The sequence below is a fragment of the Paenibacillus sp. FSL H7-0940 genome (genome assembly GCF_037979415.1).
Classification (GTDB): Bacteria; Bacillota; Bacilli; order Paenibacillales; family Paenibacillaceae; genus Paenibacillus; species Paenibacillus amylolyticus.
The window spans coordinates 5142730-5160793 of sequence record NZ_CP150280.1 but is presented as its reverse complement, the minus strand read 5'-3'; the positions used below and the strand labels follow the sequence as shown (position 1 = coordinate 5160793).

General features: G+C 47.3%; 15 protein-coding genes. 11 read left to right on the top strand and 4 right to left on the bottom strand.

Features of this window, described 5'->3' with window-relative positions; translation table 11 throughout:
* The first annotated feature begins 606 nt into the window (after positions 1-606).
* Positions 607-3315, top strand: a complete 2709-nt coding sequence (locus MHB71_RS22665; RefSeq protein ID WP_340027775.1) for a PAS domain S-box protein — start codon at positions 607-609, stop codon at positions 3313-3315.
* A gap of 164 nt (positions 3316-3479) precedes the next feature.
* On the opposite strand, the gene MHB71_RS22660 is transcribed toward MHB71_RS22665, so the two are convergent.
* Complete coding sequence (locus tag MHB71_RS22660; RefSeq protein ID WP_101314921.1) at positions 3480-4433, bottom strand: L-lactate dehydrogenase; 954 nt, start codon at positions 4431-4433, stop codon at positions 3480-3482.
* A gap of 544 nt (positions 4434-4977) precedes the next feature.
* Between MHB71_RS22660 and MHB71_RS22655 the strand changes: the two genes are divergently transcribed.
* The 4 genes from MHB71_RS22655 to MHB71_RS22640 all read left to right on the top strand — a co-directional run bounded on the left by MHB71_RS22655 (position 4978) and on the right by MHB71_RS22640 (position 9188).
* Positions 4978-5664 (top strand): hypothetical protein, encoded by a 687-nt coding sequence (locus MHB71_RS22655; RefSeq protein WP_051447040.1) that lies wholly within the window; start codon positions 4978-4980, stop codon positions 5662-5664.
* 135 nt (positions 5665-5799) lie between these two features.
* Positions 5800-6621, top strand: coding sequence for a protein kinase (locus MHB71_RS22650; RefSeq protein WP_340027774.1), 822 nt, complete (start codon positions 5800-5802; stop codon positions 6619-6621).
* A gap of 632 nt (positions 6622-7253) precedes the next feature.
* A complete protein-coding gene (map, locus tag MHB71_RS22645) occupies positions 7254-8000 on the top strand; it encodes a type I methionyl aminopeptidase (RefSeq protein ID WP_036607489.1) in 747 nt (248 codons plus the stop codon).
* 174 nt (positions 8001-8174) lie between these two features.
* Complete coding sequence (locus MHB71_RS22640) at positions 8175-9188, top strand: NADP-dependent oxidoreductase (protein WP_036607487.1); 1014 nt, start codon at positions 8175-8177, stop codon at positions 9186-9188.
* Positions 9189-9308: 120 nt separating this feature from the next.
* On the opposite strand, the gene MHB71_RS22635 is transcribed toward MHB71_RS22640, so the two are convergent.
* Positions 9309-9794 carry a cytochrome c biogenesis protein CcdC gene (locus tag MHB71_RS22635; protein ID WP_036607484.1) on the bottom strand — a complete coding sequence of 162 codons (486 nt, stop codon included), beginning with the start codon at positions 9792-9794 and terminating at the stop codon, positions 9309-9311.
* Between the two features lie 217 nt (positions 9795-10011).
* On the opposite strand from MHB71_RS22635, the gene MHB71_RS22630 reads away from it, so the two are divergent.
* From MHB71_RS22630 to MHB71_RS22620, 3 genes are read left to right on the top strand one after another with little or no spacing between them, the layout of a single operon-like run.
* Positions 10012-11166, top strand: a complete 1155-nt coding sequence (locus tag MHB71_RS22630) for a HEAT repeat domain-containing protein (RefSeq protein ID WP_340027773.1) — start codon at positions 10012-10014, stop codon at positions 11164-11166.
* A complete protein-coding gene (locus MHB71_RS22625) occupies positions 11147-12589 on the top strand; it encodes a glycosyltransferase family 2 protein (protein ID WP_340027772.1) in 1443 nt (480 codons plus the stop codon). Before MHB71_RS22630 ends, MHB71_RS22625 begins: the two co-directional genes overlap by 20 nt.
* Positions 12590-12643: 54 nt before the next feature.
* Entirely contained in the window at positions 12644-13774 is a 1131-nt protein-coding gene (locus MHB71_RS22620; protein ID WP_340027771.1) for a hypothetical protein, read from the top strand.
* A 1145-nt stretch (positions 13775-14919) separates the two neighbouring features.
* Here the strand turns inward: MHB71_RS22620 and MHB71_RS22615 are convergent.
* Positions 14920-15492, bottom strand: a complete 573-nt coding sequence (locus MHB71_RS22615; protein ID WP_036607476.1) for a TetR-like C-terminal domain-containing protein — start codon at positions 15490-15492, stop codon at positions 14920-14922.
* Positions 15489-16220: an MBL fold metallo-hydrolase gene (locus MHB71_RS22610; RefSeq protein WP_340027770.1), complete on the bottom strand. Its 732-nt coding sequence runs from the start codon at positions 16218-16220 to the stop codon at positions 15489-15491. The genes MHB71_RS22615 and MHB71_RS22610 overlap by 4 nt, the downstream gene beginning before the upstream one ends.
* A 430-nt stretch (positions 16221-16650) precedes the next feature.
* Between MHB71_RS22610 and MHB71_RS22605 the strand changes: the two genes are divergently transcribed.
* The 3 genes from MHB71_RS22605 (at position 16651) to MHB71_RS22595 (ending at position 18005) form a co-directional block, all read left to right on the top strand.
* Positions 16651-17115, top strand: a complete 465-nt coding sequence (locus MHB71_RS22605) for an Rrf2 family transcriptional regulator (protein WP_047840338.1) — start codon at positions 16651-16653, stop codon at positions 17113-17115.
* Positions 17116-17130: 15 nt separating this feature from the next.
* Positions 17131-17313, top strand: coding sequence for a hypothetical protein (locus tag MHB71_RS22600; protein WP_047840337.1), 183 nt, complete (start codon positions 17131-17133; stop codon positions 17311-17313).
* Between the two features lie 65 nt (positions 17314-17378).
* Positions 17379-18005, top strand: a complete 627-nt coding sequence (locus tag MHB71_RS22595) for a nitroreductase family protein (RefSeq protein ID WP_036607468.1) — start codon at positions 17379-17381, stop codon at positions 18003-18005.
* Positions 18006-18064: the final 59 nt, after the last annotated feature.

Here is an 18064-nt window from a genome sequence, read left to right as displayed (position 1 = left end):
ATCCTCTTTAAGCAAAACATGCAAACTTCATTGTATGTAGGCTTCAGGAGGATTTTTCTAATGTCTGACCCACCCATCATGAATGATTAGCTCGCTAACGAACCTGAGGAGTCTTAATCAAGGATTTGAAGTGATCTCAGCAATCTAAGGAACCTGAGACATGTTATATCCAATGAAACAACCGTTTGCAGCGTATATGACAGGAGATTATGGGGATTAACGTGTCTGATGTTCCTTAAAATATAAAAAGAGCACATGGACGCCAAATAAGATGTCCTGGGTTCTTTAGAAAATCGTTTAGCCATCCGCCAGAATCGGCTGACTTGGACTTGAACTTCAAGCTTGTTAGAGGCTTAATTTGATCTTTGTATAAAATGTCTGCCTTTGCAGGCACCTCCTAAGTAAATCAAAATTCCAAGTATTACCTCACACATCATGTGAATTGAATCATAGATTGCAAGCAAAATGAGACGAGAATCTGGTAAAATAAAAAAAGCTGTTTCTAGGCAGGCTTACATGGTTATTCGAGGGTAGGCCCATTTTTGTAAGGGATAATTAATCCCTGCTGTTAGATGAAGATATTGGCTGAGAAAAGAGGGGTAAGCCTTGGATATTAATAAAACGGAAACCCTGAAGCGCATTATTTCTGAGGGAAGTTCTTACCAATCACTGTTTTTTAACCATCCGGATGCCATTTATGTAATGGACATCCATGGAAACTATATTGATGCTAATCCCTCGGTAGAGCGGATATCTGGGTATACACTGGATGACTTGATTCGTATGAATCAGAGTGAGATCTGTCCTCCGGACAGTGAAAATTCACGCAAACAATACATTAAAGAGGTACTGGCTGGACGTTCAGTCAGTAATCCCATTACTTTTTATCATAAAGATGGTTCCCTGAAACAGGCAGAGATAACGTATGTGCCTATAACGGAGGGAAAAGAAGTTGTAGGAATTTATGGCATTGCCAAAGATGTTACCGATATCCTGGAAGTGCAACGTGAGCTTAAGGAGGCACAGGAGAAATATCAGGTGCTGGCTGACCATGCACAAGATCTGATTACAACTTGTGCTATGGATGGCGAGTTGTTATACGTTTCCCCTTCCGTGTACACCTTACTGGGTTATAAGCCGGAGGAAGTCATAGGTAAGTCCTTCAAGGATTATTGTTATTCGGGAGATTATCCGGACCCTATGGATCTTTCCAAGATCGGCAATGGCTGCAAGATGCGTGTGTTGCACAAGAAGGGACATTATATCTGGATGGAGACATTGGCGAAACCTGTTGCTGGAGAGCGTGGCAAGAGTGTCCAGATTGTAAGCATCAGCAGGGATATCACCCAGCATAAGGATGCGGAAAGACGTCTTCGGGAAAGCCGTCAGCGATACAGATCGTTGTTCGAACATAACCCGGCAGCTGTGTATTCATTGAATCTGGAAGGTAAATACAGCGCAGTGAACAGCAAACTGGTGCAAATGTTGGATATTCCGCGCAATAAGCTTATTGGCCAATCTTTTTTATCCAATCTGGATAAATGTGAAGTGCAACATGGCAAACATTATTTTGACATGGTGAAGCAAGGCGAACCGCAATATTATGAGACCCGAGTCGTCAATTCAAGTGGTCGGAAGATTGAAGTATCTGTTACGAATGTGCCCATTATTGTGGATAAGGAAATGGTGGGCGTTTATGGGATCGTGTCCGATATTACCGAGCGCAAGGAATACACGGAACGGATTCAGGAGCTCAGCAAGCAACATGAGCTGATTCTCAACACGGTTACGGAAGGAATATTTGGTTTGGATGCGGATGGAATCACCATGTTTATGAATCCAGCAGCAGCTTCGATGTTCGGTTATGAGGCGAAAGAATTCATTGGAAAAAACTCACATCCCATTATCCATCACACCCGTGCAGACGGAAGTCATTTGCCACAAGAAGAATGCCCGATCCACATGACCGTGTTGGATGGACAGATACGTTCAATCAAGGAAGATGTGTTCTGGCGTAAAGATGGCAGCAGCTTTCTGGTGCAGTATCAGGTGACGCCGATTATTGAACAGGGACAGATTCAGGGCGCGGTGGTTGTATTTAATGATGTGACTGGCGAACGTGAAATTGTACGTGCCAAAGAGACAGCTGAGCTGGCAGCTCAGGCCAAGTCGGAATTTCTGTCGATGGTTAGCCATGAGATCCGGACACCGATGAACGGGATCGTGGGGATGACAGAATTGTTGATCGGTACCGATCTATCTGAAGAACAGCGTGAGTATGCCGAGATTATTCGAGACAGCGGTGATGCTCTGCTGAACATCCTTAATGATATTTTGGACTTCAGTAAGCTGGAATCCGGGAAAATGGCACTGGCTTATGAACCATTTGCATTACGCAAGATGTTGGAACAGGTTGCTGAACTGTTTAAACCGCGTGCAGATGAGAAACATCTGGAGATCAGATATCGTCTCAATCCGAGCATCCCTGAGTTCATGGTCGGTGACGCCATACGTATTCGGCAGATTCTGGTGAACTTGGTTGGTAATGCACTCAAGTTCACAGATCAGGGAAGCATTGAGGTTGCCGTGGATATTATCAAGGGCAGAAAGCCTGAAGACAGTGTTCTTGATTTTGCGGTGCAAGATACGGGAATTGGCATCCCCGCTGACAAGCTGGATCAGTTGTTTCAGTCCTTCTCTCAACTACACCCGGTGATTAACCGGAAGTATGGTGGTACCGGACTGGGACTGGTCATCTCCAAGCGACTCGTGGAGATCATGGGAGGCAGTATCAGTGTCGAGAGTATAGAAGGGGAAGGCTCAACCTTCCGGTTTGCTGTTCCTGCGGCGAGTGTAGATGCTTCAGCAGAACAGACAGCAAGTCAGTTCCATCATGATCGCACACGTCAAAGTGACAAGGTCGCCATGCGTATTCTGGTGGCGGAGGATCATCCGGTAAACCGGAAGATTTTGCGAGAATATCTGGAGAAGCTCGGATACCACGCAGATGTATGTACCAATGGTGTGGAGGCAATTGATGCCATCTCTCAGAATGCTTATGATATTGTCCTGATGGATATTCATATGCCTGTGATGGATGGACTGAAGGCGACAGACCTGTTACACCGCCTAATTCCACAGGATCGCATACCTCCAATCATCGCAGTTACAGGCAATGCCAAACGTGAAGACAAGGAAGCTTGCCTGGAGATGGGTATGCGTGACTTTATTAGCAAACCGGTTATGCTGAGTGAGTTGAAGCGAGTGTTACAGCAATGGGGACCAAGGGACGAACCTCAGCTTGCACCGAATTGAACAACTACTCAAATCAATTATGAAATTGATTCATCTGGCTGTGAAAAATAATAAACGCAAACATGCCAATAAAACTCCTCGGATGGAGTGTTATTGGCATGTTTGTGTAGGCAGGCTTTTGAAGTTGAGCCGAAGCATACAGTGTGGAGTTGTACACGAATGGCTTATACCAGTGTCAGACGATTGATGTTACCTGATAGGATTTCACAGGAATTGTTGAATTTCTCACGTTCCGTTGCATCCAGATTCAATTCGATAATCTCTTGAATACCATTGCCACCGATGATTGCTGGAACACCGACGCAAACGTTGTGTTGTTCGTACTCTCCGTCCAGAATAGCCGATACGGCGATGATCTTGTGTTCGTCATTGAGGATGGAACGAGTGATATGCGCGAGGGCATTGCCGATTCCGAATTGGGTAGAACCTTTACGGGTAAAGATCTCCCAGCCGGCATCCTTTGTTTTGCGTGCAATATCCTCCAGATCCAGATGTTTGAAGCGCTCCTTGTGCTGATCCATAATGTGCATAATCGGTTTGCCACCGATGGTCACATGGGACCAGGCCACGAACTGGGATTCTCCATGCTCCCCGAGAGCATAACCATGCACACTGCGTGGATCGATGGAGAAGACTTCAGACAGCAGTGTTTTGAGTCGTGAAGAATCAATGGACGTGCCTGTACCGATGACGTGTTCGCGCGGGAGGCCGGATAATTTCCATACCATATAAGTTACTATGTCAACCGGATTGGCAGCGACGACAAAAATCCCGTTAAATCCACTGTCCATGATCGGGACCACGATGTCTTTGGCAATCGACTCCGCTTCCTCCAGAATATCCAGCCGTGTCTGTCCTGGCTTGGGATTTGCCCCGGCAGTTAAGATAATAACATCCATATTGCCACAATCGGCGTACGTGCCTGCATATACCTTGGTTCGGTTATGTGTGAAGTCCATACAATGGGAAAAATCCAGTGCCTGTGCTACAGCACGGTCATACGTCCGGTCCACCATCATAATTTCCCTGCATATCGATTGATTAATCATGGAATACGCACAACTCGAACCGACAAGACCCGCCCCGATCACCGCTACTTTGCCTGATTTGCCTAACACTGCCGTTCAGCCCCCATTTAGATTGATATTTATCCGTTACTAATGCGTCCTATGTTAAGTATAGTCCTTTATTTTATGCTGTAATCCACTTCTACGTTACATAAGATAACACATGGAAAAGCTGTGCAGCAATGATATCCGCTATCGCGGGAGCGTATTGGAGTAACGGAGTTAACAAAATTGACATGAATAATTCATAATCATAAGATTTGACGGCGTTTGCACCTGTGTATTCGACATGACAGCATTCATGTTTGTTGTCGGATTGGGGGTTATTTGTGCGGATCATATACCTGACAAAACTTCTTAGGAATCCGCAGAAACAGAACAAAACCGCCAAAGGGATCTGCCGAGAAGCTGACGAATACATACGGACAAGCAAAAGATAAGCATACTTGATCCATGAGACAGGTTGCCCCGATCCGATGACGGTTCCATAAAGGAACGCTGAAGCCATAATGTTTTTATCCAAGAATCAATTTCATAACTCACTAAAGGTATTATGAAATTGATTCCCAAAAGACTTCATTCCGGGAGGGAATTAATGATGATTGAAGAAGCAGGAGCAACGACGGAAACGGCCAAGAGCCTGGGCATAGGTGCCAGTACTCTTCGTAAATATGCGGCGGCACTGGAAGAACAGGGATACCGGTTCGAACGGTCAGCCAACAAATCCAGACTATTCAAGTCCGACGACATCGAGTGCATTGAACGCCTGATGACTGAACTCAGAGAGCATAATCTACCCCTGGCTGATGCTGTGGTGACTGTATTGGCTCCAGAAGTACCTGTAGCTGTAGTAGAAGTAGACGTCCCGGTGGTGGGAATTGAAGGTCTGTCAGAGACGGAATGTGCAGCGACAGTCATGTCATCTGTACTCCCTCAAGAACCTGAAATAATGGGTAATCTGAGATCCTATGAAGGTCTGGGGCAACTGGTAAGTGAGGTGACTTATGGTGCTGTAGAACAACAGCAGGATGATCGGGTACAGCTGCTGCAACAGCGGGTCGATGAACTGGAGCTGACCCTTCAGCATCTGGCTGATACACATATGGCTCTTCAGGAACAGATGGAAAAACAGCGTCTATGGATGAACGAGAAGCTGGAAGAGGAGCGGGATCGTGAACTCGTAACCAATCTGCGCAGTTTTCAGGGAAGAAAACGCAAACCCAAAGGAGTATCCCTGCGTATGTTGTTTGGGTTCCTGCCCAAGAAGCATAAGGAAGCTTGAGCAACAGGCATTTACCCATCGTGATTTTGCATTATGGGCCTGATATAATAAGCTCCATACAACATGAAGACTGGCAACGAACTGCTCAGTATAGATAAAGACTGAGTGGATCAGGAAGCTGGCGTGGGAGGATCTGTGGAGCTGCGACGAAGTTGGCAAAGATTGCTCGGACTATGGACGGATCGTCCTCGGCGGAAAGGCACGACCATTGCTGAGCGTTATACAATACAGGAATTGCTGGGTATGGGGAGCTATGGGCTGACATACCTGTGTACAGATGACCAGAACGGCAGGGAAGTGGCATTGAAGGAGTCCAAACCTAGCAAGGGAAGACTCTCTGCGCACCTGTTGGAGCGGGAGGCGGACGTGATGAGACGTCTGCATCATCCGGCGATCCCTGATCTATTGGATGTGTTCACATCCGGGAGACGAAGTTATATCGTTACCGAGTATATTCGTGGACAGACGCTGGAAGATTGCATATTTGAGCAAGGTCTTCGATATACGGAGCGGGAATGTGTGAAATTGGCAGGTCAACTGCTGGCTCCAGTGGCTCATGTGCATGAGCAGGGATATATTCATGGAGATGTGCGGATTCCCAATGTTATTTTACGTGGAGGGACGGTGCATCTGATTGACTTTGGCCTGGCGAGACGCTTGGGGGAGCCGTTGTTGCCGGAGCTAAAGCGACGTATGCGTGAAGTCCCTGAGCCTGAAGATGAGCCGGCTACACCGGATCATGATTTGCAGGATATCGGCCACTTTCTTCTCTTTATGCTGTATTCGGCTTATGAGCCAGAGAAGGGCCGTGAACCCGCCAGTTGGCAGGAGGAACTTAAGCTTACGCCGGAATTGCACCAGATGCTGGAGCGACTCCTTGGACTCCGGCCAAGTTATGAGGGTGGGGCGACAGAGTTACAGGCAGAGATCGAGAAAGTGTTGCTGAGATTACAATGAAATAGCTCTGTAGGCGGACCTATATTTGTTATCCGTGACCTCTTCGTATGATATCTGTAGGGGTCTTTTTCCTTTTTACTATATAGAAACAATAAAGGGGTGTTCTGTTAGCCGTGTGTATGGCTAGCGATCACCCCTTTATTACATATTCATTTATTGTAGGGTCCAATAAGCTGGTGTGATCATTGCTCTTTATAAGCAGTAGTGGAAGCCGCTTAGCTGGAGCTGTATTTTCTGCTTTTGTAATACCCGGAGCCACTGCGGCTATCCCGGTATTTCACATCTGAAGAAGAATAGCGCTTGTATGAGCGCTTGCCTGAGGAACTGCTGTGACGTTTATATGAGCGCCTGTCGGAGGAGCTATGACGTTTGCGGTGAGATGAAGATTTGGAATCGATAAGTTTGCCGATAATCTTTTTGAACATGAGCTTTCACCCTTTCGACTTCAACTGTTTTAAGCATATACGTGGCTAGATCAGAAGGGGTTTCGATTTTTTCATGGATAATTGTATTCATTGGACAGGAGCTTGGCGTATAATAGGATGTTGCTGATCGCACGGAATTTTTTATTTTGAGTGTTTAGCGTTACAATAGAGGACAGGATAAGATTTTAACGGACAGGAGTAGTTGTTATGATTACAATAAAGACCAAAGAACAGATTGAATATATGAAAAAAGCCGGAGAAATTCTCGCCGCATGCCATAGAGAAATTGCAAAGATGATTCGTCCAGGCATTACGACACAGGAGATCGACCAGTTTGCAGAAGCTTTTATGAAGAAAAATGGCGCTACGCCGGAACAAAAGGGATATAACGGGTACCAATATGCGACATGTGCGTCGGTTAATGATGTGATCTGTCACGGGTTTCCGGGAAAATATGCACTGAAAGACGGCGATATCGTTACAATCGACATGGTCGTTAATCTGAATGGCTGGCTGGCGGATTCGGCTTGGTCATATGCCGTAGGTGAAGTGACTCCGGAAGCACAACATCTGCTGGATGTAACGAAAAACTCTCTGTACAAAGGCATTGAACTTGCCGTGGTGGGCAACCGGATCGGAGATATCTCCAATGCGATTCAAGTGTATGCAGAAGGTGAAGGCCTATCGGTTGTGCGTGAGTTTATCGGACACGGCATTGGTGAGAAGATGCATGAGGAACCACAAGTCCCTCACTACGGTCCGCCTCATCGGGGTCCGCGTCTCAAGGAAGGCATGGTTATTACGATCGAACCGATGCTGAATATTGGTACGTTCCGAAGTAAGCTGGATTCAGATGGATGGACTGCTCGTACTTTGGATGGAAGTCTGTCTGCCCAGTATGAACATACGATTGCGATTACGGCGGATGGTCCAGTGATTTTGACAGCACAATAATAGCCAAAAGCAGCTACAATGTGACGATATTTGCATATTTCAAGGCGGCCCACGTTTGTGAACCGCCTGTTTCGGTTTAAACTATTAAGAAGTGATAACACAGAGCCAGTGGTAAGTGATCTCAGCTGACAAGGGTTAACCTTGCGTCCACTTGGCAACAAGGAGGTAATTTTGGTGTCTTTAAATAAACAGATCGTACTTGCTTCTCGTCCCGAAGGTGCCCCATCCAGAGAGAATTTCAAATTCATTGATGCACCTCTTCCTGAACCGGAAGCTGGGCAAGTCCTGGTACGTACATTATATTTGTCGGTTGATCCATACATGCGGGGCCGCATGAAAGATACAAAATCCTATGCTGCACCGTACGCGTTAAATGAAGTGATCAAGGGTGGAGCCATTGGACAGGTTGTGGAATCTTCGGAACCGAATCTGCGCAAAGGTGACCTCGTATCCGGTATGTGGGGCTGGCAGCAATATGCCGCAGTGAATACGGCTGATCTTTCGCTAATTGATACCGAAGAAGCACCAATCACGGCTTACCTGGGTGCGCTGGGCCTGACGGGTCTGACGGCTTATTTTGGTATGGAGGATATCGGCAAACCGAAGGACGGCGAAACGGTTGTTGTATCGGGAGCAGCCGGAGCGGTAGGCATGATTGCAGGTCAGATTGGTAAAATTGTGGGAGCACGCGTGGTTGGTATTGCAGGCTCTGATGAGAAATGCGCTTATTTGAAAGAAAAGCTGGGCTTCGATGTGGTGTTGAATTACAAAAAGGAGCAGGATATGTCAGCGGCCATTGAACGGGCTTGCCCGGACGGTGTAGATGTCTACTTTGACAATGTGGGCGGGGACATCTCGGATGCAGTCTTGCGCCACATCAATCGGAATGCACGTATTCCGTTATGCGGTCAGATCTCGTCCTATAATCTGGAGAAGCCGGATATCGGGATGCGACCACAGACATTGCTGTTAACAAATACAGCATTAATGAAAGGTTTCCTGCTGGGGGACTATACGAAATCCTTCAAGGAAGGCCGCGCCAAGTTGGCGAAATGGATCAAGGAAGGTCATATCCAGTATGAAGAAAACATTGTGGACGGGTTCGAACAGACGCCGGAAGCATTCATGGGTCTTTTCTCGGGAGATAATCTGGGCAAGCAACTGGTTAAGGTTGCAGATCCTGAATAAATATTGAATGGTTTACATGTACAATTAGGTTGAAAACGAAAAGACACGTTCTGCACACCGAGGGTGCAGCAGAACGTGTCTTTTTTATCTGTAAATCTGTGCGTGGTCTATGTAGGGTGACTAGTGTTCGGCGACCAGCACTTCTTTGTAGTGTTTGTACATATATACACGCCAGCGTACAATCATGCCAAAAGCCAGCAGGAAGAACAATCCGCCTGTTTGCGGAATACTTACATATCGCTGAATGACTTCATGCAGGATCAGGCGTACGGCCAGCAATCCAAGCAAGATAAAAGCAAAGCTGCGAGAACGTGTGGCAAAAATTTCTTCACCTACTCGTTCAAACCGTGTACTGCGAATGAGGGGATAGGAGAAGAGGAACCAGCCCACCAGAAACGCAAAGAATGCCCAGAGTAGAGGAACATGTGTTGCCGGTACAACAAACATGAGAAATCCTGTGCTCATGCCGAGCGGAGGAATAAGGATTTTACGAATGGTCACCGGTCTGTGACTGGCTTTCATGCGGATGAAGATGGCAAGCAGTGCCATGACAAGCATGCCCACGGTTGCTCCGATTTGCAGGTAGTACGGACTGATTTGAGCCACGTAGAACTCCCTCTTTCTGGAATAATATGTTATCCGGAGATCCGGAACCCAATACGAATTGCCGGAATTTTCAGTTCCTATTATATCACAAACGCAGAAAGCCGATAGAAAGCTTAGTGTATCATATACCCGATACGTATTCACAGGGTGTATTTGAAAATTTTGTATTATTGTGCCCGTTGTAAGGCCGTTTATTCGATTAAGGGGAAATCATGCAATGATTGGACAACAATGGATGTATATCAAGCTTATCGGCTCACATCATAGAGGATGGCTTGCAGGTAATACAGATTGGTTAGTACATGTGGTCAGCCTTGTATGTGCAAGTGTACTAGCTTTTTTGCTGGTTATCTACGGTTACATCTTATGGATGAAATATAGCAGTAGGCGCAGGGAAAAGTTTAAGACGGCACTGATACAGGAATTACTTTCCGAAGATTCGGTGTTACAGCGGTATCTGGGCCAAGGAGAAGTAAAAGTAGACTTATTGAATATGAGTGGAGATCAACAGAGCGTTTTGCAGCAGCTGTTATTGCAACGGCTTGCTCAAGGTCCGGTAAAGCACGAGACTCTGCGAATTCGTCTGTTATCCTGGCAAGTCTTTGGAAGTTCATACCGGTCGGTTCTGAAGACGGGAAAGTGGAGTGAACGGGTCAACACGTTGTTATATATTGAACAGTTTCATATGGTGGAGCTTCTGCCCAGGTTAGAGGATATGCTGCGGGTTACTTCCTGTACGCCGCTTGAACGCTTCATCATATTACGCATATATGCCCGAACCGGTTATTTCAGAATCGTGAAGGAATTGTTGCGTGAGCAATATGTATGGTCCGATTCGCAGTATCTGCAGATTCTGCTGTTGCTTACCGATTCATCCTGGACTCGTCTGAAGGATCATTTCAAGGATGTACCTTATCAGGTCAAGTGTAATATCGTCCACGCCATTCGTATTCGGGATGACCAGACGGAGGGTGCTGTTGTTCTCCTGGAGAAGCTCATTCTTGGAGAGGATGCATTGCTGCGTACCCATGCGTATCAGGCATTGGCTCAAGTGGGCAGAGGTCGCGAAGAGTTGCTGAAGGGGCTATTGCTGGTATGGAACGAATCTGGTGAGGAGAGGCAACGCTCTGAAAGACTAACAGTGACCAAGCTTATGGGTACTGTTCATGCGGATGCTTTTATTCCTAGACTGAAGGTAATGATGGGTGATCCTTCTTTTCAGATCCGACAGGAAGCGGCGAACTCTCTTGCCCGGTACGAGCAGGGACTTGAAGAGCTCCGGGATACGGCTGTAAACCATCCGGATAAATATGCAAGGCAGATAGCGGAGGAAACGCTGGAAAGGATGCAGTATGGACGAAAGATGGATTGAGATGCTGCGGAGTTTTGTTTTGGCATGTTACGAGGGGATATTTATCTATCTGGTGTTAGCGATTGTGATGTGTAGTGTTCTGGTCGTTGCTGCCGCTCGCACATTGATCCGCCAGAGGGATCTGGACCCGCTGCAATATCATGAGATGTTGGATGAAGAACTGGCTCCTGCGGTATCCCTGCTTGTTCCGGTGCGGAATAGCGAGGATACGATCGTACAGCGAATCAGCTGTCTGTTGGATATGCAGTATGCACGTTATGAGGTTATTATCATTAATGATGGATCAGAGGATGAGACCATGCGGCGTCTAAAAGAAACCTATGATCTGATGCCCATTCGGAGTAAAGTTCATTATTCGGGACTCGGTCAGGAGACGGCTCAGATTAAATGTGTCTACCAATCCAGATTACATCATCGTCTGGTTGTGATCGACAAGGCGTATGGGGGACGAATGGACTCCCTGAATGCCGGTCTGAATATCTCGCAATATCCTTATATCGCCTCTGTTGGACCCAGGACAGTTCTGGAACGGGATGCATTGGTGAAGATTATGAAGCCCGTTATGGATGCTCTCCCAGGAGAAGAGGTCGTTGCTTGTAGTGGACGAGTAGATCTCATGGCCTCCAGAAATACGAATCAAACGGATTTAACCCACAACGGCGCAAGAAGGACGGGCAGTACGTTGTTTGTAATGCAGACCATTGAATACGTGCGTGCTTTTCTGATTAGCGGTGTGGGACTTGTTCGTTATAATATTAATGTGCTTTTATTTACGTCTGAAGTATTCGGTATATTCAAAAAGAACCGGGTGATGGAAGTTGGTGGGTACAAGCGCGATGACCAGGTCGCTCACATGGAACTGGTGATGCGGTTGCAGAAACATATGAAGCAGATCCGGGAACGTGGCCGTATTATATATATTCCCGATCCGATCTGCAGGGTAGAAGTACCCGGTACATGGCGTCAGCTGTGCAGACAGCGTATCGGTTGGCACATGCAACTTGCAAGCAGTCTATGGACTCAGCGGAGCATGATCTTCAATCCGGCCTATGGCTGGATGGGGATGGTATCCATCCCGTATTTTATTTTGATCGAATTGTTGGGGCCTGTGTTGGAACTGGGAGCGATCGTGCTGTTCATTGCAGGCATAGGGCTACAGTGGGTGGATATTAACCTATGCATCATTCTCGTTCTGCTACTGACCCTCTATGGTTCCTTGTTGTCCGCAAGTGTGGTGATGTTCGAAATATGGTGTTCACGCAAGGTATATACGTCCCGAGAGGTGACACGTCTGCTGTTGTATGCATGTACGGAGACGTTCTGGTTCAGACCGCTGAATAACATATCCCGTATATATGGCATGTTGCAGGCTATGGGATTGCGGAAGGCAGAGGAAAAGGACAGCAGACATGGATTAGGGTAATCTAACGATCGATCCTGACAATACCTTGGAACAGAGCAAGGAGGAATACGCTTCATGAAAAAAAGTTACAGGCCAGCCACGATGTGGACGTTGGCTTGTTTTACAGTGGTATCGGTGGTGCTGGTTGTCCCATGGATTATGTGGCAATCCCAGGCCCCGGTTTCACTGAACATCATGATTATTGACAAGAGCAGACCGGACTTGTCCTATCAGGGGCACAAGGGGTTGGTTTGGCTTCTGAATCAACAGAAGATTGTACAGCACACAGGGGAATACTACTCGTATGAAGAGGATTATTACGGTTATGATCTTCAGAACGGGCTTCCACGGATGAAGCAACTGCTGCCTGATGAGGTGACAGATACGGATCTGATCTATCTGACGGCGAATCGGAGTAGTCTGTCTGCACACAAGAGTGAAGGGAAACAAGGCGGAATCTATGAAGGATTAACGATATATGATGTGCAGAAAATCCGCGAGGCTGCGTATAAAGGGGTAACGATTGTTGCCGAATACAGTGCATTGGCAAATACGGCTTCCAAGATGACAAGAGAGCAACTATACCCCATCTTGGGTGTGGAAAGCAGTGGATGGCAAGGGAAATCGGTATCTAATCTGCAAAGTATAGAAGAAGTACCCCGTTGGATTCGGACGAACTATGAGCAACAAGAGAAGAAGAAATGGTCTTATCACGGAGCGGGTATGCTGCTGATCCATATGGATGGACAGGTCATGGTACTGGCGAAAGGTCCGGATGTGAAGACAGGCAATATACAGATTGCATTTACACCGGAAGGCAGTGATTGGAGCGGCATAACCCAGGATATACATTATAGTGGCTGGTTCGATATCATTGTGCCGCAACAGAAGAACTCCATACTGGCCTGGTATAAGACGGATCTGACGGAGACAGGTGAGCAGAAGCTGGTGGATGCAGGAATTCCTGCGGAATTTGCTGCACTGGTCCGGTACGACGACTATAATCGGTCGTATTACATGGCAGGGTCCTTTGGAGAGATGAAGCATTATTCCTTCTGGCGCCGAATCCGTGGATGGGAGGTCGTCCGGTCCAAGCTTACGCCAGATCAAAAAGATATTCCGGACATGTTCTACTGGAAGGTGTATGTGCCCGTGATGAAGCATATTTTGAATGAAGTGCAGGACGGACGGCAGCAATGGCCATAGATAGGTTATGGAGAACCGTTTCGATGGAAAGGGAAGCCAAAGTCCATTCCACCTTTCGAGAGGAACGGGAGATGTACATATTAGAGAAGCGCGTAGATGTGTGAAAGGCAAAAGTGTGGTTGAGAGACAGGGCGTATCAAGTAAGGATCAGAATCGCCAGGTGAAATTGGACTGGGTAGATTGAATACGTTTCAGACCCTTTCCACCCTGAACAATGGGAGTTGTAGCTAGATCCGAAACAAGAATTATCCCGCTGCGGCGTACATGTAGTGTGATCTATTAAATGATTCGTATTAGGACACGTATTAAAACAAGTACTAAAGTGTGCATCACGACCAGAGTAAGCTTCGTATCTAGAATAGTCTCAATGTGTGCACTGAACTATAGCGTGATCTATACATGAATAGCAATAAAACATGTACTACCATGTGTATCACGACCAGGGTAAGCTCCGTATCGAGTATCGCCCCAATGGGTGCACGAACTATAGCGTGATCTATACATGAATAGTAATAAAACATGTACTACCATGTGCATTACGAGCAGGGTAAGATCCTTATCTAGCCATGTACCCGCATGATCAACGCAATTTGGAGCATGAACACTCCGTATTTAGCTCCATAACACAATGTGTGTCTGGACGAGTGTCTATGGCATCGTGATCTGAAGCACCGCACGTAGCAAGTTCTAACGAACTCAGCACATCTTATATGTCCTAATTTGGTACGTTGGTAAATGTAACGAATCACAGACACGTTAAATGACGGAATATACTCATTATTCCTGTCCCGCAGCCAGTTTTCTGCGAAATAGGACGTGTGGAGTTCGTTAGTTGTTGTTATTCGCTCTAATTGCCGTTATAGCGTGTCCTCGGTTCGTTAGATTTTGGTCAGAGGGCACTGATCATGGCATCACGCAACCGAGACGCCCTTTTTCTTCTGTATTAAAAAAAATTGTAAAGAAAGAAATTATAAAGAACACAAGCCGATGAAAGATGAATTCAAAGTGGATGTTAATTTGTTAGAAGTCTTTGGCGCAACTATAACATTATTACTGCCAAATCTATGGGATGTACCAGTACACGGCAATGTAAAAAGGACTGCAGATCCTCTGCAGTCCTTTTTCATGATGCAATGCGTGTCATACTAGTCCTGGTGGAGATGCCGGAGTCCGTGGAGGAAGGCGGATACGGTCAGACGCAGACTTTCGTCCGGATCAAAGTCCATGCCGAAGCCGCCCTGTGCCTCAATGGAGGCAAATCCATGGCAGAGGCTGCGCAAACCACGAACGGCGTGCAATGCTTCCGCTTCGGTGAGCGGGTAGGGCTGCAAACTGTGCAGCAGCAACTCCAGCGTGGCTGTGCTGGCCGCGGCGAGCTGTGGCTCCTCGCGGTCCGGGGCATGAAATGAGGCTTCGTAGAGCCCGGGGTGCTCGCGGACGAAGCCAATGTATGCCGCAGCGATGGCCTGAATGGCATCATCGCCAGTGCGGTCAGCGATAGCCGCGGTTAATGCGCGGCTAAGCTGTTGTACGGACATCAGCGCCATTTCCTGGCGAAGCCCGGGAAGTCCGCTGATGTGGTTGTAGAGCGACGGCGAGCGCACATCCAGCCGCTGTGCCAACGCGGCCAGTGTCAGCGCCTGAAAGCCGTCGCTGTCAGCAAGCTGGGTGGCGGCGCTGAGCAGAGCGCCGCGATCCAGCCCTTGCCGGGGGCTCATAGTTGCCCCCCGGCAAGATCAAACCGCTGCTGAGCATCAGCGGTTGCCGCGCGCATGGCGGCCGCGGGCTGGCGCAGCATCCGTCCGTGGCCTACAGCCAGCACGGACGGTTCCAGCTCCGCCAGGCACTTCGCGCTGGCCAGAGCCGCTTCGCGGTTCCACGTCGCCAGCGCGGGGAACGGGAAGAGCGGGCGCACGCGGCCGGATACGGCAAGGCCCCCTTGCAGCTGGTACGCGTCGCCAGCGATGAGCACACGGCTGCGCGTATCCATGAAGGACATATGCCCCGGCGTATGTCCTGGTGAGGCAATGGCGACCAGTGAACCAATCTGGTCACCGTCATTCAGCAAGTGGTTTGGCTGGGTGCGCACCGCTTTGGGCTTAGGCACGCCGCCGCGTACCGGGGTTTGTGGCTCGCCGGGAAGAAGGGAAGTATCACCCGCCAGTAACCGGGCATCTCGTCTGGAGATGAAGACCTCGGCTTGAGGCAGTGCCTCTGTGAGACGATCCAATGCACCAATATGGTCGCTATGCGCATGAGTCAGAATGATCTTGGTAATGGGTTTTCCAAGGGACTGGGCAGTTGCCAAAATCCCCTTAAGACTGACCGGTATTCCGGCATCAATCAGGGTTAAACCATCTTCCTCTTCAACCAGGTATACGTTCACAGGGAAGAGTCTTGGGAAAAACGTAACTTGAACGACATCAAATTCTCGGGTAATACGCATCGTTAAACCCTCCTTAAAACTAATGGTATTAGTATAATAACTAATGGGATTAGTTTTAGCAATACCTGTTGTTTATTTTATTTAAATAAAAAAAATTTAAAATAATGATGCACTTTACAAAAAAAGCGTTTTCAAATTGAAGATTACCGATTATAATAATCACGTAAGCCCTTTCATATGTCTATCTTATTGGAGCCCTTCGCGTAGCGGAAGGCTCACTTTTTTATTCTTTTTGGATTAAAATGAAGACGGGATGTTAATCCTAGCTTAATTGTGTGGATGAGCTGTAAGTATTGGTATAACAGGAAAAATCACGTTTGATCTCCATGCTGGGTGAAAGTTGACAAACATAACTGTTATTCATATAATGACAGTTATACTTACCTTGAGTTGGAGTTCATCGGTGTTGTAAGCCGGGAAGGAGTAAGTTATGAACAGCGAATTTACCATAGCGGTGCATTGTCTTGTTTTTCTGTCGATGAGAGATGAGTGTATGGCCAATAGTGAAGATTTGTCCCAGAGTGTGGGTACACACCCGGCCAGAGTCCGTAAGGTACTTAGTGTTCTGCGCAAGCATGGTTACCTGACGACCAAGGAAGGTGCTCATGGTGGGTACTTGCTTAGCCGTCCGAGTGAAGAGATCAAGCTTGGAGAATTGTACAGACTGGTAGCTGGTGGTTCACTCGGTCCCAACTGGTGCTCAGGGGAGTCCGGTTCATCGTGTGTGGTATCTTCCAATATGCAGGATGTGATGGGGAACATATATAACGGAGGCGAAGAGGCGCTCAGCGCTTATTTTGACCGTATATCCATCCAGGATGTGAAAGAACGCATAGGTCATGGGGAAACGTTGAACTTATCGCTGAAGGGATTATCTGCAAAGGAGAAGTCCTGACGGAGTCCACAACGAATGGTCCTCCATGAATATGGTCTTGGTTTAGTCAGGCATGGTGGACAAGTTACGGCATGGGCGTATGCTCCGGTGAAAGATCCATTGATGTTCTCAAGCGATTCCGGGCATAACCTGAACACAGATGAGGAGAGATCGTCTGCGCTGATGTTATTTTCGGAAGGAAAATCCCTGGTAGAGTAAACTTCGAGATCACCTTGCGAAAGTAAAAGAAGTATAAACAAACTAGATTCTGGGGAGTGGAACACATGTCAGGCATTGAAAAAAATGAAACACTTCGCGTTATTAGCGAACGCCATGCTGTCAAAAAGTACGAAAAAGGGTTTGAATTGCCTGAAGCTGATCTCAATGCGATTCTGACAGCAGCTGCGGAAGCACCATCTTCATGGAACCTGCAACACTGGAGATTCCTCGTGATTGAATCCGAAGCAGACAAAGCGAAATTGCTGCCAGTTGCTTACGGTCAAAGTCAGATCGTGGAAAGTTCGGTTACGATTGCTGTTCTCGGAGATTTGGAAGCAAACCGTAACACCGTAATCTACGATCAAGCTGTTGAAGCAGGCGCACTGACTGCAGAGGTTCGTGACGCATTGGTTGGACAGATCAACGGTGCTTACCAAAGCCCGCAAATCGCTCGCGATGAAGCGATTCGCAATGCATCCTTTGCTTCCCAAAATATTATGATTGCTGCACGCTCCCTGGGTTACGATACATGTCCAATCGGTGGATATAATCCACAAAAACTGATGGAAACATTCAACATTCCTGCACGATTTGTGCCAACGTTGTTGATTACTGTAGGTAAAGCTGCACAGCCAGCTCGCCCGTCAGGACGTTTACCGTTGTCTGAGGTAGTTGTTAAAGGTTCTTTCTAAGTTAGAAAGTTAAATCTGATGATTGCATCAGTGATATAGGTATAATACAAACGGCCGCA

Excerpts from the sequence above, each read along its gene's own strand:
- MHB71_RS22655 (WP_051447040.1), top strand. The coding sequence starts at position 4,978 with ATGATGATTGAAGAAGCAGGAGCAACGACGGAAACGGCCAAGAGCCTG.
- map (WP_036607489.1), top strand. The coding sequence starts at position 7,254 with ATGATTACAATAAAGACCAAAGAACAGATTGAATATATGAAAAAAGCC.
- MHB71_RS22630 (WP_340027773.1), top strand. The coding sequence starts at position 10,012 with ATGATTGGACAACAATGGATGTATATCAAGCTTATCGGCTCACATCAT.
- MHB71_RS22625 (WP_340027772.1), top strand. The coding sequence starts at position 11,147 with ATGGACGAAAGATGGATTGAGATGCTGCGGAGTTTTGTTTTGGCATGT.
- MHB71_RS22620 (WP_340027771.1), top strand. The coding sequence starts at position 12,644 with ATGAAAAAAAGTTACAGGCCAGCCACGATGTGGACGTTGGCTTGTTTT.
- MHB71_RS22615 (WP_036607476.1), bottom strand. The coding sequence starts at position 15,492 with ATGAGCCCCCGGCAAGGGCTGGATCGCGGCGCTCTGCTCAGCGCCGCC.
- MHB71_RS22610 (WP_340027770.1), bottom strand. The coding sequence starts at position 16,220 with ATGCGTATTACCCGAGAATTTGATGTCGTTCAAGTTACGTTTTTCCCA.
- MHB71_RS22605 (WP_047840338.1), top strand. The coding sequence starts at position 16,651 with ATGAACAGCGAATTTACCATAGCGGTGCATTGTCTTGTTTTTCTGTCG.
- MHB71_RS22600 (WP_047840337.1), top strand. The coding sequence starts at position 17,131 with ATGGTCCTCCATGAATATGGTCTTGGTTTAGTCAGGCATGGTGGACAA.
- MHB71_RS22595 (WP_036607468.1), top strand. The coding sequence starts at position 17,379 with ATGTCAGGCATTGAAAAAAATGAAACACTTCGCGTTATTAGCGAACGC.